18 protein-coding genes, 1 tRNA gene and 1 pseudogene are annotated in these 20,394 nt (G+C 71.6%); 8 read left to right on the forward strand and 12 right to left on the reverse strand.

The genetic code is table 11. From position 1 onward, the window contains the following. Positions 1-74: 74 nt before the first annotated feature. Both ACEPPI_RS00445 and ACEPPI_RS00450 read left to right on the forward strand, forming a co-directional pair. Positions 75-758 (forward strand): annotated as a pseudogene (locus ACEPPI_RS00445) (class E sortase); the annotation flags it as partial. Between the two features lie 24 nt (positions 759-782). Continuing rightward, complete coding sequence (locus ACEPPI_RS00450) at positions 783-1,517, forward strand: class E sortase (protein ID WP_373913234.1); 735 nt, start codon at positions 783-785, stop codon at positions 1,515-1,517. 81 nt (positions 1,518-1,598) lie between these two features. Here ACEPPI_RS00450 and pknB read toward each other — a convergent pair whose 3' ends face one another. The 6 genes from pknB to ACEPPI_RS00480 form a co-directional block, all read right to left on the reverse strand. Continuing rightward, positions 1,599-3,635: a Stk1 family PASTA domain-containing Ser/Thr kinase gene (pknB, locus tag ACEPPI_RS00455; RefSeq protein ID WP_373913235.1), complete on the reverse strand. Its 2,037-nt coding sequence runs from the start codon at positions 3,633-3,635 to the stop codon at positions 1,599-1,601. Positions 3,636-3,792: 157 nt separating this feature from the next. Then, entirely contained in the window at positions 3,793-5,256 is a 1,464-nt protein-coding gene (locus tag ACEPPI_RS00460) for a peptidoglycan D,D-transpeptidase FtsI family protein (RefSeq protein WP_373913236.1), read from the reverse strand. Further along, on the reverse strand, positions 5,253-6,677 hold the full coding sequence (locus ACEPPI_RS00465; protein WP_373913237.1) for an FtsW/RodA/SpoVE family cell cycle protein: 1,425 nt from the start codon (positions 6,675-6,677) through the stop codon (positions 5,253-5,255). The genes ACEPPI_RS00460 and ACEPPI_RS00465 overlap by 4 nt, the downstream gene beginning before the upstream one ends. A gap of 31 nt (positions 6,678-6,708) precedes the next feature. Then, the gene (locus ACEPPI_RS00470) at positions 6,709-8,169 is read right to left on the reverse strand and encodes a PP2C family serine/threonine-protein phosphatase (RefSeq protein ID WP_373913238.1); all 1,461 of its coding nucleotides are present in this window, start codon (positions 8,167-8,169) and stop codon (positions 6,709-6,711) included. Between the two features lie 147 nt (positions 8,170-8,316). Beyond that, a complete protein-coding gene (locus ACEPPI_RS00475; protein ID WP_373913239.1) occupies positions 8,317-8,814 on the reverse strand; it encodes an FHA domain-containing protein in 498 nt (165 codons plus the stop codon). A gap of 10 nt (positions 8,815-8,824) precedes the next feature. Continuing rightward, on the reverse strand, positions 8,825-9,634 hold the full coding sequence (locus ACEPPI_RS00480) for a DUF3662 and FHA domain-containing protein (protein WP_356216673.1): 810 nt from the start codon (positions 9,632-9,634) through the stop codon (positions 8,825-8,827). Between the two features lie 294 nt (positions 9,635-9,928). Here ACEPPI_RS00480 and ACEPPI_RS00485 point away from each other — a divergent pair. The 6 genes from ACEPPI_RS00485 to ACEPPI_RS00510 all read left to right on the forward strand — a co-directional run bounded on the left by ACEPPI_RS00485 (position 9,929) and on the right by ACEPPI_RS00510 (position 15,459). Next, positions 9,929-10,011, forward strand: a tRNA-Leu gene (locus ACEPPI_RS00485). 174 nt (positions 10,012-10,185) lie between these two features. Then, positions 10,186-11,880 carry a sensor histidine kinase gene (locus tag ACEPPI_RS00490; protein ID WP_373913240.1) on the forward strand — a complete coding sequence of 565 codons (1,695 nt, stop codon included), beginning with the start codon at positions 10,186-10,188 and terminating at the stop codon, positions 11,878-11,880. Between the two features lie 8 nt (positions 11,881-11,888). Next, entirely contained in the window at positions 11,889-12,548 is a 660-nt protein-coding gene (locus ACEPPI_RS00495; protein WP_371677660.1) for a response regulator, read from the forward strand. Between the two features lie 68 nt (positions 12,549-12,616). Next, positions 12,617-14,089, forward strand: a complete 1,473-nt coding sequence (locus tag ACEPPI_RS00500) for a DUF2252 domain-containing protein (protein ID WP_373913241.1) — start codon at positions 12,617-12,619, stop codon at positions 14,087-14,089. A gap of 146 nt (positions 14,090-14,235) precedes the next feature. Next, positions 14,236-15,066, forward strand: coding sequence for a J domain-containing protein (locus ACEPPI_RS00505; protein WP_373913242.1), 831 nt, complete (start codon positions 14,236-14,238; stop codon positions 15,064-15,066). Between the two features lie 48 nt (positions 15,067-15,114). Further along, a complete protein-coding gene (locus ACEPPI_RS00510) occupies positions 15,115-15,459 on the forward strand; it encodes a rhodanese-like domain-containing protein (protein ID WP_373913243.1) in 345 nt (114 codons plus the stop codon). Between the two features lie 4 nt (positions 15,460-15,463). Here ACEPPI_RS00510 and ACEPPI_RS00515 read toward each other — a convergent pair whose 3' ends face one another. The 6 genes from ACEPPI_RS00515 to paaA all read right to left on the reverse strand — a co-directional run bounded on the left by ACEPPI_RS00515 (position 15,464) and on the right by paaA (position 20,376). Beyond that, a complete protein-coding gene (locus ACEPPI_RS00515) occupies positions 15,464-16,603 on the reverse strand; it encodes an acyl-CoA dehydrogenase family protein (RefSeq protein ID WP_373913244.1) in 1,140 nt (379 codons plus the stop codon). A 125-nt stretch (positions 16,604-16,728) separates the two neighbouring features. Beyond that, positions 16,729-17,865 carry a 2Fe-2S iron-sulfur cluster-binding protein gene (locus ACEPPI_RS00520; protein WP_373913245.1) on the reverse strand — a complete coding sequence of 379 codons (1,137 nt, stop codon included), beginning with the start codon at positions 17,863-17,865 and terminating at the stop codon, positions 16,729-16,731. Beyond that, positions 17,866-18,369: a 1,2-phenylacetyl-CoA epoxidase subunit PaaD gene (paaD, locus tag ACEPPI_RS00525; protein ID WP_373913246.1), complete on the reverse strand. Its 504-nt coding sequence runs from the start codon at positions 18,367-18,369 to the stop codon at positions 17,866-17,868. Then, positions 18,363-19,094 (reverse strand): 1,2-phenylacetyl-CoA epoxidase subunit PaaC, encoded by a 732-nt coding sequence (paaC, locus tag ACEPPI_RS00530; protein ID WP_373913247.1) that lies wholly within the window; start codon positions 19,092-19,094, stop codon positions 18,363-18,365. The genes paaD and paaC overlap by 7 nt, the downstream gene beginning before the upstream one ends. Then, positions 19,091-19,375 carry a 1,2-phenylacetyl-CoA epoxidase subunit PaaB gene (paaB, locus tag ACEPPI_RS00535; protein ID WP_030225109.1) on the reverse strand — a complete coding sequence of 95 codons (285 nt, stop codon included), beginning with the start codon at positions 19,373-19,375 and terminating at the stop codon, positions 19,091-19,093. The genes paaC and paaB overlap by 4 nt, the downstream gene beginning before the upstream one ends. After that, entirely contained in the window at positions 19,372-20,376 is a 1,005-nt protein-coding gene (gene paaA / locus ACEPPI_RS00540; RefSeq protein WP_373913248.1) for a 1,2-phenylacetyl-CoA epoxidase subunit PaaA, read from the reverse strand. Before paaA ends, paaB begins: the two co-directional genes overlap by 4 nt. Positions 20,377-20,394: the final 18 nt, after the last annotated feature.

Consider the following 20,394-nt stretch of genomic DNA (forward strand, 5'->3'; position numbering starts at 1 on the left):
GCTCGCACGCGCGGGCACGCAAACGGGGAGGGCGGGGACGGCGGCGCGCCCGCCCCCGCTCCGGCGGCCCGGTGGTGGTGCTGAGCCGGGCGGCCGGGGAGCTGTTCATCACGGTGGGCCTGGTGATGCTGCTGTTCGTGACCTACCAGCTCTGGTACACCAACCTGCTCGCCGAACGGACGGCCAACGGGGCCGCCGGCTCGCTGCGGCAGACCTGGGAGCGGGCACCGGGAGCGGGGACGCCCTCGGCGCCGCCGGTGGCCGCCTTCGAGCCGGGACAGGGCTTCGCGATCCTCCACATCCCCAAGCTGGACCTCAAGGTCCCGGTGGCGGAGGGGATCAGCAAGGCGAAGGTGCTGGACCGGGGCATGGTCGGCCACTACGGCGAGGGCGTGCTCAAGACGGCCATGCCGGCCGACAAGCAGGGCAACTTCGCCGTCGCCGGCCACCGCAACACCCACGGTGAACCGTTCCGCTACATCAACAAGCTCGTGCCGGGCGATGCGATCGTGGTGGAGACGAGGGACGCGTACTACACGTACGCGATGACCTCGGTGCTCCCGCAGACCTCCCCGGCGAACGTCTCGGTGATCAAGCCGGTTCCGGAGGGGGCCGGATTCACCGCACCGGGCCGGTACATCACGCTGACGACCTGCACCCCCGAGTTCACGAGCACCTACCGGATGATCGTATGGGGCAGGATGATCGACGAACGCCCGCGCAGCCAGGGCGTTCCGCCCGCGCTGAACAGCCGCTGACCAGCCCGTAAGGACGAACCCGCAGTGTCTCGTGCCCGCCGTCGCTCCGCACCGCCGCCTGCCGATCGCAGTGTGATCGCAGGGTTCCTGAGCCTGCTGGGAGAGCTCCTGATCACGGTGGGCCTGGTCCTGGGCCTGTTCGTGGCCTACTCGCTGTGGTGGACCAACGTCCTCGCGGACCGGCAGGCCTCGGCCCGGGGCGACCAGGTCCGCCGGCAGTGGCAGTCGGCCCCCGCGCAGGCCCCGAACGCGCCCGCGCAGCCGGGCGCCCTCGACACCGGGGACGGCATCGGCTTCCTGCACGTGCCGTCGATGAACAACGGCGAGGTGCTGGTCAAGCCGGGCACCGCCCCCGACGTGCTCAACGACGGCGTCGCCGGCTACTACACGGATCCGGTGAAGTCGGCCCTGCCCTGGGACGACAAGGGCAACTTCGCGCTCGCCGCGCACCGCGACGGGCACGGGGCGAAGTTCCACAACATCGACAAGGTGAAGAACGGCGACGCGGTCGTCTTCGAGACCCGGGACACCTGGTACGTCTACAAGGTCTTCGCCGAGCTGCGCCAGACCTCGAAGTACAACGTGGACGTGATCAACCCGGTCCCGAAGGAATCGGGGAAGACGGCTCCGGGCCGGTACATCACGCTGACGACCTGCACCCCGGTCTACACCTCGAAGTACCGCTACATCGTCTGGGGCGAGCTGGTGCGCACGGAGAAGGTGGACGAGAAGCGCACGCCGCCGGCGGAGCTGCGCTGACCGCGGGGCTGCGCAGCCCCTCCGCGAAACGGGAACAGGCCCGGCCCCCATCGGGGGCCGGGCCTGTTCGCACGCGCTCCGCTAGCGGCGGCCGCCGGTGAGGCCCCCGAAGAAGCCTCCGCCGTCGTTGTTGCCGTCCTGGGCCTTCGGGGCGGTGCGGACGTTGATCACGGTGCCGCCCGGCACCTGGGTGCCGACGGGCGGGTTGGAGTCGATGATCACCGCGTTGTCGTCGGTCGCGCCCGCCAGCACCGCGCCGAAGACCAGGTTGCTCGCCTGGAGCGTCAGCTTGGCCTGGGCCACCGTCTGACCCGTCAGCGCGGGCACCGTCGTCGGCGTGGCGGCGGCGGCCTTGGAGATGCTGACGTTGACCGGGGTGTCCTTCGCCAGCTCCGTGCCCGGCGCGTACTGCTGCTGGACGACCGTCTTCGGCGGGGCTCCGGGGGAGTCGACCTCGGTGGTGCTGCCCAGCTTGAGCTTCACGGCCTGGAGGGCCTTGGCGGCCTCCTCCTTCGTCTTGCCGGAGAGGTCGGGCACGAGACCCTTCGCGACCTCCTTGGCGACGGTGAGGGTGATCACCGAGCCCTGTTCGGCCTGGCTGCCGGCCTTGGGGTTCTGGTCCGTCACGGTGCCGGGGGTGGCGGCGTCGGACTCGACGAGCTTCTTCTCGACCCGGAACTCTTTGCCCTTGAGCGTCGACTCGGCGTCCTCGAACTTCAGCCGCAGGACGTCGGGGACCGCCGACTTGGGCGCACCCGAGGACACCTTGACCTTGACCGCGGTGCCCTTGTCGACCTTTGTGTCGGCGGCCGGGTTCTGCGAGCAGACGCTGCCCTTGGGCTGTCCCTTGCAGGGTTCCTCGGCCTCCTTCTCCACCGTGAGACCCATGCTCTTGCCGCTCTGCTGCGCCGCGTCGAAGGTCTGGCCGACGAGGTTGGGCACGGCGGGGCGGTTGTCCACGGTGGTGTCGAAGAGGGTCCGGCCGATCAGGATCGCGCCGACCAGCACGAGGACGCCGGCGAGGACCAGCAGGATCGTCGAGGCCCGGCTCTTCTTCTGCTGGCGCCGGCCGTGCCCCTGGTCGTAGCCGCCGTGGCCCTGGTCCCCGTACCCGTATCCGCCGTCGCCTCCGGGGGGCATCGGCGGGAGCATCGAGGTCTGGCCCGCGTCGGGGGAGCGCAGCGCGGTGGTGGCCTGGTCCTGGCCCTGGTGTCCGTAGCCGCCCTGGTCGGGGTAGCCGTAGCCGGCCGCTCCCATGGAGGCGGTGGCGGCGACGGGCTGGCCTTCGAGGCAGGCCTCGATGTCGGCCCGCATCTCGTCGGCGGACTGGTAGCGGTAGTCGGGGTCCTTGACCAGTGCCTTGAGGACGATGGCGTCCATCACGGGTGTGATCTCGGGGTCGAAGTTCGACGGGGGCTGGGGCTCCTCGCGGACGTGCTGGTAGGCCACGGCCACGGGGGAGTCGCCGACGAACGGCGGCCGGACGCAGAGCAGCTCGTAGAGCAGGCAGCCGGCGGAGTAGAGGTCGGAGCGCGCGTCGACCTGCTCGCCCTTGGCCTGCTCCGGGGAGAGGTACTGGGCGGTGCCGATCACGGCGGCCGTCTGCGTCATCGTCATGCCGGAGTCGCCCATGGCGCGGGCGATGCCGAAGTCCATGACCTTGACCTGGCCGGTGCGGGTCAGCATGACGTTGGCGGGCTTGATGTCGCGGTGCACGATGCCGGCGCGGTGCGAGTACTCCAGCGCCTGCAGGATGCCGATGCACATTTCGAGGGTGCGCTCGGGCAGCAGCTTGCGGCCCGAGTGCAGCAGCTCGCGCAGGGTCGAGCCGTCGACGTACTCCATCACGATGTACGGGATGGAGATGTTGTCGACGTAGTCCTCGCCGGTGTCGTACACGGCGACGATCGCCGGGTGGTTCAGCGACGCGGCCGACTGGGCCTCGCGGCGGAACCGGGCCTGGAAGGACGGATCGCGGGCGAGGTCGGCGCGCAGGGTCTTGACGGCGACGGTACGGCCGAGCCGGGTGTCGTGACCGAGGTAGACCTCGGCCATGCCACCACGGCCGAGCACGTGGCTCAGCTCGTACCGGCCGCCGAGGCGACGCGGCTCTTCCATAACGTTTGCAGCCCTCTCCGTCAGTCCCGACCGCACCGGTGTGCGGTCCGGCGGTGTGCTGTTCGCGGCAAGGCTACCGGCCGATCGTCGGTGATCGGTTCGTGACCACAGGCTGATATCGGACCGGTACCGAGCGCTCTGATCCTGTCTCCGCTTGTCATCCCTTGTTCTTCAGTACGGCTTCCATGACCGCCTTGGCGACCGGGGCGGCCAGGCCGCCGCCGCTGATGTCCTCGCGGTCGGCGGCGCTGTCCTCGATGACGACGGCCACGGCGACCGGGGAGGTCCCGTCGGGGTTGTCGGCGTAGGCGATGAACCAGGCGTAGGGGCGCTTGGCGTTCTTCTCGCCGTGCTGGGCGGTGCCGGTCTTGCCGCCGACGGTGACGCCCTTGATCTTCGCGTTCTCGCCGGTGCCGTGCTCGACGACGTTGACCATCATCTGCTGGATCTTCTGCGCGTTCGCGGGGGAGACCGGGCGGCTCATCTCCTGCGGCTCGTGCTTCTCGATCGTGTCGAGGTTCGGCGCGGTCAGCTGGTCGACCATGTACGGCTTCATCAGCTTGCCGTCGTTGGCGATGGCCGCGGTGACCATGGCCATCTGGAGCGGGGTGGCGGCGGTGTTGAACTGGCCGATGGAGCTCTGGGCGTTGCCGTCCTTGCCCATGGTCTTGTCGTAGACGCTCGCGAAGGCGCGGACCGGGATGTCGATCTTGTCGTTGTTGAAGCCGAACTTCTGGGCGGTCTCGACCATCTTGTCGCGGCCGACCTTGTCGCCCATGTTCGCGAAGACCGAGTTGCAGGAGACCTGGAGCGCGAAGTTCAGCGTCGCCTTCTCGCAGCCGCTCGCGTGGTTGACCATCGGGGTCTTGGTGCCCGGCAGGACGTACGGCTCGGGGGTGTCCGTGGGGGCGTTGATGTCGCTCACCACGCCGTTCTCCAGCGCGGCCGCGGCGGTGACCACCTTGAAGGTGGAGCCCGGCGGGTAGGTCTCGCGCAGGGCGCGGTTGACGAGGTTCTTGTCCTCGCTGTCCTTCAGCGCGACCCAGGCCTTCCCGTCGGTCTTGGAGTTGCCGGCGAAGGTGGACGGGTCGTACGAGGGGGTGCTGACCAGGGCCAGGATGGCGCCGGTGCGCGGGTCGATCGCGGCGACGGCGCCCTTCTTGGTGCCCAGCTTCTCGTAGGCGGCCTTCTGGGCCGCGGCGTTCAGGGTGGTGACGACGTTGCCGCCCTGCTTCTTCTCGCCGGTGAACATGCCGATGGTGCGGTCGAAGAAGAGCCGGTCGTCGTTGCCGGTGAGGATGCCGTCGTCGAGCGACTCCAGCTGCGTGGAGCCGAAGGCCTGCGAGGCGTAGCCGGTGACGGGCGCCCACAGGGGTCCGTCGAGGTACGTCCGCTTGTACTTGTAGTCGCTGCCGTCGGTCACGGCGGAGCCGGTGACGGGCTGGCCCTGGACGATGATGTTGCCGCGTTCGGTGGCGTACTGGGCGATCTGGACCCGGCGGTTCTCCTTGCGGGTGCTGAGGTCCTCGGCCTGGACGTACTGCAGCCAGTTGGTCCGGATCAGCAGGGCGAGGACGAGCAGCCCGCAGAACAGCGAGATGCGGCGCAGGGGCTTGTTCATGACGGGCGGACCACCTGGGTCATCTCGGAGTCGGGGGACGGGGCGGGGGCCGGGGCAGGTCGGCGTGCGGTGTCGCTGATCCGGATGAGGATGGCGATGAGGACCCAGTTCGCGAGGACGGACGAGCCGCCGGAGGCGAGGAAGGGCATGGTCATGCCGGTGAGGGGGATGAGGCCCATGACTCCGCCGGCGACGACGAAGATCTGCAGGCTGAAGGCGCCGGAGAGCCCGATGGCGAAGAGCTTGCCGAAGGGGTCGCGGGCGGCGAGCGCGGTGCGGACGCCCCGCTCGATGATCAGCCCGTAGAGCAGGAGGAAGCCCATGACGCCGGTGAGGCCGAGTTCCTCGCCGACGGTGGAGAAGATGAAGTCGGAGTTGGCGGCGAAGCCGATGAGGTCGGAGTTGCCCTGTCCCCAGCCGGTCCCGAGGACCCCGCCGGAACCGAAGCTCATGATCGACTGGCCGACCTGCTCGCAGGCGCCGGAGGTGTAGTAGCAGGCGAAGGGGTCCAGCCAGGCGGTGACGCGCACCTTGACGTGGCTGGCGAAGGTGCCGACGACCACGGCGCCGCCGACCGACATCAGCAGGCCGATGACGATCCAGCTGGTGCGCTCGGTGGCCACGTACAGCATGATCACGAACATGCCGAAGAAGAGCAGCGAGGTGCCGAGGTCGTTCTCGAAGACGAGGACGAGCAGGCTCATCGCCCAGATCATCAGGATCGGGCCCAGGTCACGGCCGCGGGGCAGGTAGAGCCCCATGAAACGGCGGCTGGCCAGGGCCAGGGCGTCGCGCTTCACCATCAGGTAGCCGGCGAAGAAGATGGCGATGACGATCTTCGCGAACTCGCCGGGCTGGATGGAGAAGCCACCGACGCTGATCCAGATCTTGGCGCCGAAGACGTCCGCGCCCAGACCCGGGACGACGGGCAGGATCAGCAGGATCAGCGCGCCCGCCATGGAGATGTACGTGAACCGCTGGAGCACGCGGTGGTCCTTGAGGACCAGCAGCACGACCGCGAACAGGGCGAGGGCCAGCCCCGTGTACATCATCTGCCGCGGCGCCGACTCGGTGAAGACCCCGAAGCTGCGCTTGGCGAGGGTCTGCAGCCGCTCGGACTGGTCGAGCCGCCAGATCAGGACGACGCCCAGGCCGTTGAGCAGGGTGGCGATCGGCAGCAGCAGCGGGTCGGCGTACTTGGCGTAGCGCCGTACGACGAGGTGGCCGATGCCGGCCAGGACGGCGAAGCCGAGCCCGTAGAGGAACATGCCCGGGGGCAGCTCGCCGTGGATCGCCAGGCCCACGTTGGCGTAGGCGAAGATCGGGATGACCACGGCGAAGGCGAGCAGCAGGAGCTCGGTGTTCCGCCGGCTCGGCGCCTCGATGGCGCCGATGGTGGTCGTGTTGGTGACAACGCTCATGGTGTGGCAGGCCCCCTGTGCCCGCGTATGTCTACTGCTTTTCGCACTGGCCGACGAGAGCTTGCTCCGCGGGAGTCAGGCTGGGGCCGGGCGTCTGGTTGTTCTGCGCTTCCGCGGCGCGGCGGGCTTCGTCCTTCTTGCAGGCGGACACCTGGGTGCCGAGATCGTCGATCTTCTTGCGGGCCCCGTCGATGCTGCCTTCGCTGATGGTGGCCTCGACCTGCTTGCGCTTGAAGGACGGCAGGTACTTCAGTTCGATCTCGGGGTGATCCGTATCCACCTGCGAGAGGTGGATCCAGGCCAGGTTCTGGCTGATGCCGCGGTAGAGCGCGACGTGGTCACTCTTGACGCCGACGTAGTACTGGGTCTGCGTCCAGCGGTGCGCGGCGTAGAGCCCGCCGCCCACGACACCGGCCACCAGCAGCAGGATCAGCGTGCGCGTGGTCCACTTGCGCCCTTTGCTGCGCCGCCTGCGGGGGTGGTCGTACGTGTCCTCGTACGGAGCCTCGGCCTCGTAGCCCTCGGGTTCGCCGAAGCTGCCGTACGCGCCGCCGCCCTGGCCCTGGTCGGGGTAGCCGTAGCCGGGGGCCTCGCCGCTGCCGGGAGGGCCGAAGGCGCCCGCCGGCGGCGGGGCCTGGCGGCCGAGGCCCGAGGCCCGGCCGGCCGGGGTCTGCATGGCGTTGCCGTCGAAGAGCTGGTGCTGGTTCTCGGCGACCGCGCCGATGACGACAGGGGTGTCGCTCAGCTGGGCGGCGAGGGTGTCGCCGCTGTCGGTGTCGAGGACGTCCGCGACGATGCAGGTGATGTTGTCCGGGCCACCGCCGCGCAGGGCGAGCTGGATCAGCGTCTGCACGGTCTCGTGCGGGCCGTGGTAGTCGGCGAGGGTCTCTTCCAGGGTCTGGTGGGAGACCACGCCGGAGAGGCCGTCGGAACAGATCAGGTAGCGGTCGCCCGCCCGGACCTCGCGGATGGAGAGGTCGGGCTCCACGACGTCGCCGCTGCCGAGCGCCCGCATCAGCAGCGAGCGCTGCGGGTGCGTGGTGGCTTCCTCTTCGGTGATCCGGCCCTCGTCGACGAGGCGCTGCACCCAGGTGTGGTCCTGCGTGATCTGGGTGAGGACGCCGTCGCGCAGGAGATAGGCGCGGGAGTCGCCGACGTGGACGAGGCCGAGCCGGCGGCCCGTCCACAGCAGGGCGGTGAGCGTGGTGCCCATGCCTTCGAGCTGGGGGTCCTCCTCGACCATGGCGCGCAGCTGGTCGTTGGCCCGCTGCACGGCGCTGCCGAGGGCGGTGAGGATGTCGGAGCCCGGGACGTCGTCGTCGAGCTGCACGAGGGAGGAGATGACCTCGGAGCTGGCGACCTCGCCGGCCGCCTGGCCGCCCATGCCGTCGGCGACGGCGAGGAGCCGGGGACCGGCGTAGCCGGAGTCCTCGTTGCCCTCGCGGATCATCCCCTTGTGCGATCCGGCGGCGAACCGCAGGGACAGACTCATGCGCACCTGCCCTGTCGACGATGCCTCGGGGTACAACCGGTCTCGACGAGCCACACTGCCCACCCTCCGGTCGGGAGCGCGCGCGGGTCCGGGTCCCCGGTGGGACGGACCGCCGCGGCTCGCTCGCTCCGCTCGCTCATTCTCGTACTACTTCCGCAGCTCGATGACGGTCTTGCCGATGCGGATCGGGGCGCCCGGCGGAATGGGCGTCGGGGTGGTCAGCCTGGTCCGGTCGAGATAGGTGCCGTTCGTGGACCCGAGGTCCTCGACGATCCACTGGCCGTCACGGTCCGGGTAGATCCTGGCATGCCGGCTGGAGGCGTAGTCGTCGTCCAGCACGATCGTCGAGTCGTGGGCGCGGCCCAGCGTGATCGTCTGGCCGGCGAGCGCCACCGTGGTTCCGGTGAGGGTGCCCTCGGAGACGACCAGCTTGGTCGGCGCACCGCGGCGCTGGCGCTGCTGCGGCGGCGCGGACTGCCGCCCAGGCTGCGGCGGCGCGGCGCTCCCGCCGCTGCGGCGGGAGCCGCGCTGCGTGACTCTCGTACCGAAGAGATCACTGCGGATGACCTGAACGGCCACGATGACGAACAGCCACAGAACGGCCAGGAAACCCAACCGCATGACCGTCAGGGTCAGCTCTGACATTGCCCCCGCTTCACCCTTCGGCTTGCCGGTAAATGATGGTGGTGCTGCCCACGACGATCCGCGAGCCGTCGCGGAGCGTAGCGCGGGTGGTGTGCTGCCCGTCCACCACGATGCCGTTGGTGGACCCGAGATCCTGGATCGTCGGGGGTGTTCCGGTCCGGATCTCACAGTGCCGGCGCGAGACGCCGGGGTCGTCGATCCGCACATCGGCCTCGGTGCTGCGGCCGAGTACGAGCGTGGGGCGCGAGATCTGGTGGCGGGTGCCGTTGATCTCGATCCAACGCCGGGTGGTGCCCGGTGCGCCGGGGGGTACGGGACCCCCGCCGGCGCGAGCGCCCGGTCCGCCCGGAGGCGGTCCGGACGGCATGGGCGGGGCGGCGGCCGGCGGGTAGCCGTAACCGCCCTGCTGCTGGCCCTGGGGGGCCTGCGGCGCGTCCTGGGAGGTGCTGGAGGCGAGGGTGCGACTGCGGACACGGTACAGACCGGTGTCGAGGTCGTCCGCCTTCTCCAGGTGGACCTTGATGGGGCCCATGAAGCTGTAGCGCTGCTGCTTGGCGTAGTCGCGGACGAGGCCCGCGAGCTCGTCGCCGAGCTGGCCGGAGTACGGGCTCAGACGCTCGTAGTCGCCCGTGCTGAGCTCCACGATGAAGTCGTTGGGCACGACGGTGCGCTCGCGGTTCCAGATGGTGGCGTTGTTGTCGCACTCCCGCTGGAGGGCTCCGGCGATCTCCACCGGCTGGACCTCGGACTTGAACACCTTGGCGAAGGTGCCGTTCACCAGACCTTCGAGTCGCTGCTCGAACCGCTTCAGAACTCCCATGGGGCACCTCCTCCGTCGCTGTCGCCCTGTACTGCTTACTGATCGTATCCACGCGTGGCGGATTCGGCTGGTTCCCCTCCGGTCCCGTGTACAGGAGTGTTGGTACTCACAAGGGATCGTAGGGGCGCTCCAGGGACAGTGTCCCGCACCCGGAGGGGACTCCGGGAGGGGCCGGTCCCGGACGGGGTGAGGGGGGTCCGGGAAAGGGATGTGAATCCACCCCGGATGACGTGCTAATCTTTCGTTCGTCGCCAGGGGAACGGCCCGAAAGGGAAGTCCACTGGGGAGCTGCTCGGGCGAGTGGCGGAACGGCAGACGCGCTGGCTTCAGGTGCCAGTGTCCTTCGGGACGTGGGGGTTCAAATCCCCCCTCGCCCACATCGGGAGAACCCCCGCTTCGGAGAAATCCGGAGCGGGGGTTCTTCGTTGTGCCCCTGCTTGCGGTCGGGACCGTGCCTGCGGCCGTGCCCCTGTCTGCGGCCGACTTTCGTCGGGCGGGACGCGACGAAAGTCGGCGGACGGGTGTGTGGATCGGTGTCTAGGGTCGGTCGGGTGGATGCCAAGGCGGGAGTACGGGCGGGCTGGGTGTGGCTGAAGGGGGCCGAGCCCTGGTCGGGGCGCGCCTTCGCGGGGGACCTCACGATCGCCGCCGTACTGTCCTTGCTCGGCCTGGGCATCGACGAACTCAGCAACAGCTCCGGCCAGAAGATGGTCCTCGGAGTCGTGACCATCGTGGCGCTGATGCTGCTGCGGCGCAGGCTGCCGGCGGCCACCCTGGTGCTGGGGGCGGCGGCGAGCGCCTTCCTGCCCGGTGTGTTCCTCGTGACGATCGTGCTGGGCTGGTCGGCGGGCCGGCGGATCGTCGGTGTGGGGCGGGCCCTGACGGCTTTCGTGCTGGCCTTCCTCGCCGAGGTCGGCCTCGGCCTGTACGACCAGTGGTCCCAGACGCGGCCGCTGCTGATCGTCGTCTTCTCCACCCTGCTGTTCCTGGCGGCGACCGTCATGCCCGGTTTGGCCAGCCGGTACTGGTACCAGCGCCGGACGCTGATCAGCGCCCTCCAGGAGCGCAACGACCAACTGCTGCGCGAGCGGACGATGGTGGCCGGGCAGGCCCGGCTGCGCGAGCGCCAGCGGATCGCCCAGGACATGCACGACAGCCTGGGCCACCAGCTGGCGCTGATCTCGGTGCACACCGGGGCGCTGGAGGTGGACCCCGTGCTGACCGACCGCCAGCGCGAGGCCGTCGGGGTGCTGCGACAGGCCTCCGTCGCGGCGATGCACGAGCTGCGCGAGGTCGTCGGGATCCTGCGGGACGGGGTGGAGGCGCCGCACGTGGTGGAGGAGGCCCAGCCGGCGGCGCGGGGGGTCGCCGGGATCGCGGGCATCGTGGAGGCGGCGCGGGCCGCGGGGACCGACGTACGGCTCGGTACGGCGGGCGCGCCCCGGCCGCTGGTCGCGGCCTGCGACCACGCGGCGTACCGGATCGTGCAGGAGGCGCTGACCAACGCCTACAAGCACGCGCCCGGGTCGGCGATCAGCGTGGAGCTGCGCTACGAGGACGACTCGCTGGTCGTGGAGATCGCCAACGGTCCGGCGGCCGCCCCCAGGCCCGGCGAGGTGATCTCCGGCGGGCAGGGCCTGACGGGGCTGCGGGAACGGGCCAGGCTGGTCGGCGGCATGGTGCACGCGGGCGCCACCGAGGGCGGCGGTTTCCGGGTGGCCGGTGTGCTGCCGTACGGGACGGAGCCGGCCGGGGTGGCCGAGGAGGACGTGGCCGACGACTTCGGTCAGCGCTCCCAGGCCCGTGCCTCGGCACGGCGCACCGCGCCGCCGATGGACTGGGCGGCGGTGGACCGCGAACTGGCCGTGCCGGCGCGCAGCCGGACCGGCGGCATCGCGACGGGTTGCGGGATAGCCGTCGCGGCGGTGGTGCTGCTGATCATCGTGCTGGGTGCCGGGATGACCCTGCTGCTGGGCACCGTGAACAAGGCGATGATCAGCAAGGAGGAATACGACGCCGTCAGCGTGGGCGACGTGGAGAAGTCCGTCCGCGACCGGCTGCCGGACGGGGAAAGCGTCCTGACGTCGGGGCTGGACCGCAAGGGGCCGCCGCGGCCGGAGGGCTCGGACTGCCTGGCCCTGCTGTCGACGGAGGACTCGTCGGGGTTGACCAACGACTCCGTTTTCCGCTTCTGCTTCCGGGACGGCAAGCTCGTGGAGAAGCAGGCGTACGAGGTCAAGCAGTAGGAGCGCGGGTGACAGCCAAGGTGATCCGAGTGGTGATCGCTGACGACGAGCCGCTGATCCGGGCCGGGATCAGGATGATCCTGACCTCGGCGCCGGACATCGAGGTCGTCGCGGAGGGGGCCAACGGCCGGGAGGCGGTGGAGCTGGCCCGCTCGCACGCCCCGGACGTGATGCTCCTGGACATCCAGATGCCCGTGATGGACGGACTGACCGCGCTGGGCGAGCTGGGGCGGGCGGCACCGGGCGTGCGGGCGCTGATCCTGACCACCTTCGGGGAGAAGGAGAACGTGCTGCGGGCCCTCGGCGAGGGCGGTGCGGGCTTCCTGCTGAAGGACTCGGCGCCGGGCGAGCTGATCGGAGCGGTCCGGGCGGCCGCGGCCGGGGACGCCTACCTCTCCCCCGGCGCGACCCGGCACGTCGTGGACCAGCTGGCGACCGGGCGGGCCGCCGGGCGCGGCGAGGCGGCCCGGCGGCGGGTGGCCGGGCTGAGCGAGCGCGAGCGCGGTGTGCTGGCACTGCTGGGCGAGGGGCTGTCCAACGCGGACGCGGGCCGTCGGCTGCACATGAGCGAGGCGACGGTGAAGACGTACGTGAGCCGGATCCTGGCCAAGCTGGAGTGCGAGAACCGGGTTCAGGCGGCCCTGCTGGCCAGGGACGCCGGGCTCTAGGTACCGTTCGGGCCGACTTGATCGGCGACCGAGGCCGATGGGGCGCGAACAGTGCGGGGGCAGCGCGGATGGTGACGGTACCGAAGCAGCAGACGGCGGACGCGGCGAACGCGGCGTACGCGGGTGGTGCGGCCGGTGCGGCGGCGGGGCGGGGCGGCGGGCGGATACCCCGCGTCGAGGGCTTCGCGTCGAGGGCCCTGCCGGGCTCGCAGAAGGAGGCCGGGAAGGCGCTGCGGGCGCGGGTGCCGCGGGCGGCCCACGCGCACTTCGAGGCTCCCGCCGGGCGCCCCGACGCGGTGCGCGCGGTGGAGGAGTCCAACGTCGGCCGGGTTGCCGAGCTGACCCCGATACGCGTGGGCCGGATGGCCGCCAACCCCTTCGCTTTCCTGCGCGGAGCGGCCGGCCTGATGGCCCACGACCTGTCCGGCGGGCCGGTCACCGGGGTGGGCGCGCAGCTCTGCGGCGACGCGCACGCGGCCAACTTCGGTCTCTACGGGGACGCGCGCGGGCACCTCGTCATGGACCTCAACGACTTCGACGAGACGGTGTTCGGCCCCTGGGAGTGGGACGTCAAGCGGCTGGCGGCCTCCCTGGTGCTCGCCGGGCGCGTGGCCGGAGCGGACGAGGACACCTGCCGGGCGGCCGCCCGGGACGCGGTGGGCGCCTACCGGCGGACCGTGCGGCTGCTGGCCAAGCTGCCGGCCCTGGACGCGTGGAACGCCATCGCCGACGAGGAACTGGTCTCGCACACCGATGCCCGCGATCTGCTGGGCACGCTGGAACGGGTCTCGGAGAAGGCCCGCAACAACACCTCCGCCCGCTTCGCCGCCAAGTCGACCGAGGCCGGGGAGGACGGCTACCGCCGCTTCGTGGACGCGCTGCCCGTGCTGCGCCGGGTCGGCGACGGTGAGGCTGCCGCCGTGGCCGCCTCCCTGGGCCCGTACCTGCAGACCCTCTCGGGGGACCGGCTGCCGCTGCTGGCCCGGTACGCGGTTCAGGACGTGGCGTTCCGGGTCGTGGGCACCGGGAGCGTGGGCACCCGGTCGTACGTGGTGCTGCTGCAGGACCACCGGGGTGAGCCGCTGGTGCTCCAGGTGAAGGAGGCGCGGCCGTCGGCGCTGCTGCCGCACCTGCCGGGGCTGGGCTTCCACGCGCCGCGGGAGGAGCACGAGGGCCGCCGGGTGGTGGCCGGGCAGAAGATGATGCAGGTGGTCTCCGACATCCTGCTGGGCTGGACCACGGTGGAGGGCCGGCCCTTCCAGGTCCGCCAGTTCCGCAACCGCAAGGGCAGCGTGGACCCGGCGGCGCTGGCCGTCGACCAGATCGACGACTACGGCCGGATGACCGGCGCCCTGCTGGCGCGGGCGCACGCCCACAGCGCGGATCCGCGGGTGCTGGCCGGGTACTGCGGCAAGAACGAGGAGCTGGACGAGGCCGTCGCCACCTTCGCGGTGGCCTACGCCGATCGCAGCGAGGCCGACCACGCGGACCTGGTGGCGGCGGTCAGGGCGGGGCGGATAGCGGCGGAGTTCGGGGTCTGAGGGTCTGAGGGTCTGAGGTCGGCTCGGGTGCGTCGTGTTTCACGTGCGTCGTGTTTCACGTGCGTCGTGTTTCACGTGAGCTGTGTTTCACGTGAGCTGTGTTTCACGTGAAACATGCCGCCCCGCGCTGGCCGTAGGCTGGCCGGGTGAGCGAGCAGACCGAGCAGACAGTTCCCGAAGAGCCCGGCGCCTCCGGTGACGAGCGGCCCGAGGCGCGGCTCGAACGGGCCGTGCGGGCCGCCGAGCAGGCGCTGATCGAGTTCGAGATCGCCGTGGAGACCTTCCGGGTGGAGGTCGAGAACTTCTCCCGGCTCCACCACCAGAAGCTCGGCCCGATGTACTCGCGGCTGGACGAGCTGGACGCGATGATCGCGGAGGCGAAGGCGGCCCGCAGCGGTGACCCCGAGGACCTGCGGCTGGCGCGGGAGGCGCGGGCGCTGGTCATGCCGATGCCCGGGGTGGAGGAGCTCTTCCACGACTGGCTGGACTCGGACGGGATCTCCGACGACGCGTCCGCGATGCTGACCGACCGGTCCGTGAGGCCGCCGGAGCGGGTGCGGCCCTCGGAGGAGGTGCGCCGGCTGTACCGGGAGCTGGTCCGCCGGGCGCACCCGGACCTGGCCCAGGACGAGGAGGAGCGGGCCCGCCGGGACGCCTTCATCGTGCGGGTGAACGCCGCGTACGGGCGGGGCGAGGAAGGGCTGCTGCGGGAGCTGGCCGAGGAGTGGGCGGCGGGGCCCGCGCCGCAGGCCGCGCGGCCGAGCGAGAGCGAGGAGCTCTACGCCCGGCTGGAGTGGCTGGCGCGGCGCAAGGAAATGCTGTCGATGGTGGCCGGGGAGCTGGAGGAGAGCGCGATCGGGGCGATGCTGCGCATGGCGCCCGACGACCCCGACCGGCTGCTGGAGGAGATCGCGGAGCAGCTGCTCGCGCAGGTCTCCGAACGCGAGGCGGAGCTGGCGGCCTTCGGGACCCTCTAGGCCCTATAGGTTGGCGGGCGAGACCCGCGAAGAGAGAAGGCGACAGTTATGAACCTCGGACCGCTTCCCTCGGTGGACGCCGCCTCGGTGCCGGCCGAAGGCCTTGTCCTGGACGTCCGTGAGGACGACGAATGGGCGGCCGGGCACGTCGAGGGTGCGCTGCACATCCCGATGAGCGACTTCGTCGCCCGCTTCGGCGAGCTGACCGAGGCCATCGAGGACGGCCGCCGGGTCCACGTGATGTGCCGGGTCGGCGGGCGCTCCGCACAGGTGACCCAGTACCTGGTGCGCCAGGAGATCGACGCCGTGAACGTCGACGGCGGGATGCAGGCGTGGGATGGCGCGGGGCGCCCGATGGTGACGGACAGCGGGAACCCGGCCTTCGTGCTCTAGGCCGTCACGCGAGGGGATGGGCGGCCAGCAGGTCGCCCAGTGCCTCCTCGTGCGCGGCGGCCGGGCCCAGCTGGAGTTCCAGCTGCTTGGCCCATGCGTGGTAGCGGTGCAGCGCGTAGTCGGTGTCGGCGCCGAAGCCGCCGTGGAGGTGTTGCGCGGTCTGTACGACCCGGCGCACGCCCTCCGAGGCCCAGATCTTGGCGACGGCGACGTCACCGGAGGCGGGCAAGGGGCCGCCCGCGCCGTCGGTCGCCGCGTCCAGCCGCCAGGCGGCCTGCCAGAGGGTGACCTCCATGGCGCGCAGGTCGATGTAGCGGTCGGCGGCCTGGACCGCGACGGCCTGGAAGGTGGCTACCGGGAAGCCGAACTGTTCGCGCTTGCTCGTGTACCGGCCGGTCATGGCGAGCACGTTCTCGCCGAGTCCCAGGGCGAGGGCGCAGGTGCCGGTGGCCAGGATCCGGTGGAGCCGGTCCCAGGCTCCGGGGGCGTCGATCAGATGGGCGTCGGGGACCCGGACCCCGTCCAGGGTGAGTTCGGCGAGGCGTTCCCCACTGGTGGAGTACTGGTCGGCGAGCGTGAGCCCGTCGGTGACGCGCGGGACGAGCGCGAGGAGGGCCTCGCCGTCCCCGCCGTGGGCGGGCACCGCGATCCAGTCGGCGCTGTGGGCCCACGGGACGGAGGTCTGGACCCCGTCCAGGATCCATGTGCCGTCCTCGCGGCGGGCGGTGACGGCCAGTTCGGCGGGATCGTGGCCGGTACGGCCGTGGGCGGCGACGGTCAGGACGAGCGAGCCGCGCCCGGCGTCGCCCAGCAGGGCGGCCAGTTCGGGGCCGCCGTGGGCCTGGACGGCCATGGCCGTGGCGCAGTGCTCCAGCAGCGGAACCCGGGCGAGCACACGGCCCGCCTCGCGCAGAACGAGGCACAGGGCGATGACGTCCAGCCCGGCCCCGCCGTGTTCCTCGGCGAGGACGAGGCCCAGCAGGTCGGAGCCGGCCAGCGTGGCCCACAGGGGCCGGTCGAACTCCTCCGCGACGGCGCCCGGGGTGAGCGCGGGGCTGGGCACGCGGTCGGGGGCGACGTCCGCGAAGACGGCCTTCGCCGCCTCGACCGCGGCCTGCTGTTCCTCGGTGAAGGTGAAGTCCACTGCCTGTCCTCCCGCGCGCACCGGATCCCGGTCGTGTCCGTTCAGATCTGACGGTGCGTCAAGATAGAACACGGCGTGGGAAAAACACAGCCCGGTGAGGGATCCGGCGGCGGGGGCGGGAAGGGTCAGCGGTCGAAGTCGATCTCCACTTCCTCGGAGACCGCGTGGGACTGGCAGGCCAGCACGAACCCGGCCTCGGTCTCCTCCTCCTCCAGCGCGAAGTTGCGGTCCATTCGCACCTCACCCGTGACGAGGAAGGCCCGGCAGGTGCCGCAGACCCCGCCCTTGCAGGCGTACGGGGCGTCCGCGCGGCCCCGCAGCACGGCGTCCAGCAGGGACTCGCCGTCCTGGACCGGCCAGGTGCCGGAGCGGCCGTCGAGCCGGGCGGTGACCCGGCCGTGGGCGGGCGCCGCGGTCGTCGGGGCCGCGGCCGCCGGGGCGGTGTCCTCGACGTGGAAGACCTCCTCGTGCACCCGCGTCCGGACGACGCCGAGGGCGCCCAGGGCCCGCTCCGCGCCCTCCACCAGTCCGTACGGCCCGCACAGGTACCAGCTGGTGACCTCGGAGACCGGCAGCAGTGCCGGCAGCAGGGACGTCAGCCGTGCCTCGTCGAGGCGGCCGGAGGGCAGGCCGGCTTCCTGCTCCTCCCGGGAGAGCGCGGTGACCAGCTGGAAGCGGTCGGGGTAGCGGTCCTTGAGGTCGGCGACCTCCTCCAGGAACATCGTCGACGCGGCCGTGCGGTCGCCGCGCACCAGGCAGAAGCGGGCGTCGGGCCGGGCCGCCAGCAGGGTCGCGGCGATCGAGAGGACCGGGGTGATGCCACTGCCGCCGACGATCGCCGCGTAGTGCGCGCCGGCGGGGGCGGTGGCCGGGTCCAGGGTGAACCGTCCGGCCGGGACCATCACGTCCAGCACGTCCCCGGCGGCGATCTCCTTGTGCGCGAAGGTGGAGAACTCGCCGCCCTCCACCAGCCGCACGCCCACCCGCAGCACCGCCGGGCCCGGGCCGTCGGCGGCCGGGGCGGGGGAGCAGATCGAATACGTGCGGCGGACCTCCGCGCCCTCGCCGGCGGTGCGGCGCAGCGTGAGGTGCTGGCCGGGCGCGTGCCGGTACTCGGCGCGCAGCTCCTCGGGGACGGACAGGGTCAGCGCCACCGAGTCGTCCGTCAGCCGGTCGACCGCGGCCACCGTCAGCGGGTGGAACGCGCCGTGGCGCGCGGGGCGCGCGCTGCCGGCGGACGCCGGGGGCACTGACACGGCCATCTACAGCTCCTTGAAGTGGTCGAACGGTTCGCGGCAGGCCACGCAGCGGCGCAGCGCCTTGCACGCGGTGGAGGAGAAGCGGCTGAGCAGCTCGGTGTCGGTGGATCCGCAGTTCGGGCAGCGGACCGACAGGGCGAGCGGCACCGGTCCGCCGGCCGAGTGCGGGCGGGGCGGGGCGATGCCGAACTCGGCCAGCTTGCGGCGCCCCTCGGCCGTGATGTCGTCCGTCGACCAGGCGGGGGACAGGACGGTCGTGACGCGGACGTCGAGTATGCCGCGGCCGGTCAGGGTCCGCTCGATGTCGGCGGACATGGCCTCGATGGCCGGGCAGCCGGTGTAGGTCGGCGTGAGGGTGACCTCCACGTGCCCGTCCTCGTACATCCGGACGCCGCGCATGACGCCCAGCTCGGCGAGGGTGAGCACCGGCAGCTCCGGATCGGGCACGGAGCCCGCCAGCTCGGCCAGCTCCGCCTCCAGACGGGTCTGTGCGGCGGCGGTCACCATGATGCCCCCGGGTGGCTGCGGTGCAGGTGCTGCATCTCCGCGAGCAGCCGCCCGAACGGTTCGGTGTGCAGGCCCTGCCGGCCCGCCCCGGCGGCCCAGGCGCCCGTACGGGGCCCCTCGGGCAGGGCCAGGCCGGCCCGGTCCAGTACGGAGCCCAGGGCGGCCAGCCAGCGGGTCTCCAGGGCGGCCAGGTCGACGTCCAGGCCCTCGACCGGCTGGAACATCTCCCCGGTGAACTTCCACAGGGCGTCCAGCGCGGCCCGCATCCGGGACCGGCTCTCCTCGGTGCCGTCGCCGAGCCGCAGCGTCCACTGCTCGGCGTGGTCCCGGTGGTAGGCGGTCTCCTTCACGGCCTTGGCCGCCAGCGGGGCGAACGGGCCGTTCCCGGCGGCGAGTTCCGCGTAGAGCTCGTGCTGGTAGAGGGAGAAGTAGAGCTGCCGGGCGATGGTGTGGGCGAAGTCGCCGTTGGGCTGCTCGACCAGCTGGAGGTTGCGGAAGGACCGCTCCTCGCGCAGGAAGGCCAGCTCGTCCTCGTCGCCCGCCATGGACAGCAGGATGCGGGCCTGCCCGAGCAGGTCGAGCGCGATGTTGGCGAGCGCGACCTCCTCCTCCAGGACGGGGGCGTGGCCCGCCCACTCGCCGAGGCGGTGGGAGAGGATCAGCGCGTCGTCGCCGAGGGCCAGGACGGCCGCGGTGGCGGTGCTCTCGGTGCCGGTGCTGCTCACAGGTGACGCACCCCCTCGGGGATCTCGTAGAAGGTGGGGTGCCGGTAGGGCTTGTCCGCGGACGGGGCGAAGAACGGGTCCCGCTCGTCCGGGGAGGAGGCGACGATCTCGGTGGAGGGCACGACCCAGATCGAGATGCCCTCGCCGCGCCGCGTGTAGAGGTCGCGGGCGTTGCGCAGGGCCATTTCCGCGTCGGGGGCGTGCAGGCTGCCCGCGTGCGTGTGCGAGAGGCCGCGGCGCGAGCGCACGAACACCTCCCACAGGGGCCAGTTCTGCGTCATGCCTGTACCTCTCGTCCGGTGCTGGTGTGCTTCTCGGCGTACGCCGTGGCCGCGTCGCGGACCCAGGCGCCTTCCTCGTGCGCCGTGCGCCGCTGGTCGATCCGCTGTTCGTTGCAGGGGCCGTTGCCCTTGAGGACGTCCCAGAACTCGGCCCAGTCGATGGCGCCGAAGTCGTGGTGGCCGCGCTCCTCGTTCCACTTGATGTCCGGGTCGGGCAGGGTCAGGCCCAGAGACTCGGCCTGGGGGACGGCGATGTCGACGAAGCGCTGGCGCAGCTCGTCGTTGGAGTGGCGCTTGATCCGCCAGGCCATCGCCTGCGCGCTGTGGACGGACTCGTCGTCCGGCGGGCCGAACATCATGAGCGAGGGCCACCACCAGCGGTCGACGGCGTCCTGGGCCATGGCGTGCTGGGCCTCGGTGCCCCGGGAGAGGGCGAGGAGCAGCTCGTACCCCTGGCGCTGGTGGAAGGACTCCTCCTTGCAGATCCGGACCATCGCGCGGGCGTAGGGGCCGTAGGAGCAGCGGCAGATCGGCACCTGGTTGGTGATCGCCGCGCCGTCCACGAGCCAGCCGATGGCGCCGACGTCCGCCCAGGTCAGGGTGGGGTAGTTGAAGATCGAGGAGTACTTCTGCTTCCCCGAGTGCAGCTTGTCGAGGAGCTCGTCGCGGCTGGTGCCGAGGGTTTCGGCGGCGCTGTAGAGGTAGAGGCCGTGGCCGGCCTCGTCCTGCACCTTGGCCATCAGGATCGCCTTGCGGCGCAGGGAGGGCGCGCGGGTGATCCAGTTGGCCTCGGGCTGCATGCCGATGATCTCGGAGTGGGCGTGCTGGGCCATCTGGCGGACCAGCGAGGCGCGGTACTCGTCGGGCATCCAGTCGCGCGGTTCCACCCGCTCGTCCGCCGCCACGGCGGCGTCGAAGGACGCCCGCAGCTGATCCGCGAGGTCCCCGGACCGCGCGTCCGCTGTGCTTGACGTGCCCGTTTCCGGGGTCACTGCGACCATCCCGGCCCCCTGTCAGAG

The sequence above is a fragment of the Streptomyces sp. AB3(2024) genome, assembly GCF_041862025.1.
Lineage (GTDB): Bacteria > Actinomycetota > Actinomycetes > Streptomycetales > Streptomycetaceae > Streptomyces.

Coding starts and splice junctions, on each gene's coding strand:
- pknB (WP_373913235.1), bottom strand. CDS start 3,635: ATGGAAGAGCCGCGTCGCCTCGGCGGCCGGTACGAGCTGAGCCACGTG.
- ACEPPI_RS00510 (WP_373913243.1), top strand. CDS start 15,115: ATGAACCTCGGACCGCTTCCCTCGGTGGACGCCGCCTCGGTGCCGGCC.
- ACEPPI_RS00465 (WP_373913237.1), bottom strand. CDS start 6,677: ATGAGCGTTGTCACCAACACGACCACCATCGGCGCCATCGAGGCGCCG.
- ACEPPI_RS00470 (WP_373913238.1), bottom strand. CDS start 8,169: ATGAGTCTGTCCCTGCGGTTCGCCGCCGGATCGCACAAGGGGATGATC.
- ACEPPI_RS00520 (WP_373913245.1), bottom strand. CDS start 17,865: ATGGCCGTGTCAGTGCCCCCGGCGTCCGCCGGCAGCGCGCGCCCCGCG.
- ACEPPI_RS00475 (WP_373913239.1), bottom strand. CDS start 8,814: ATGTCAGAGCTGACCCTGACGGTCATGCGGTTGGGTTTCCTGGCCGTT.
- ACEPPI_RS00480 (WP_356216673.1), bottom strand. CDS start 9,634: ATGGGAGTTCTGAAGCGGTTCGAGCAGCGACTCGAAGGTCTGGTGAAC.
- paaA (WP_373913248.1), bottom strand. CDS start 20,376: ATGGTCGCAGTGACCCCGGAAACGGGCACGTCAAGCACAGCGGACGCG.
- paaD (WP_373913246.1), bottom strand. CDS start 18,369: ATGGTGACCGCCGCCGCACAGACCCGTCTGGAGGCGGAGCTGGCCGAG.
- ACEPPI_RS00460 (WP_373913236.1), bottom strand. CDS start 5,256: ATGAACAAGCCCCTGCGCCGCATCTCGCTGTTCTGCGGGCTGCTCGTC.
- ACEPPI_RS00500 (WP_373913241.1), top strand. CDS start 12,617: ATGGTGACGGTACCGAAGCAGCAGACGGCGGACGCGGCGAACGCGGCG.
- paaB (WP_030225109.1), bottom strand. CDS start 19,375: ATGACGCAGAACTGGCCCCTGTGGGAGGTGTTCGTGCGCTCGCGCCGC.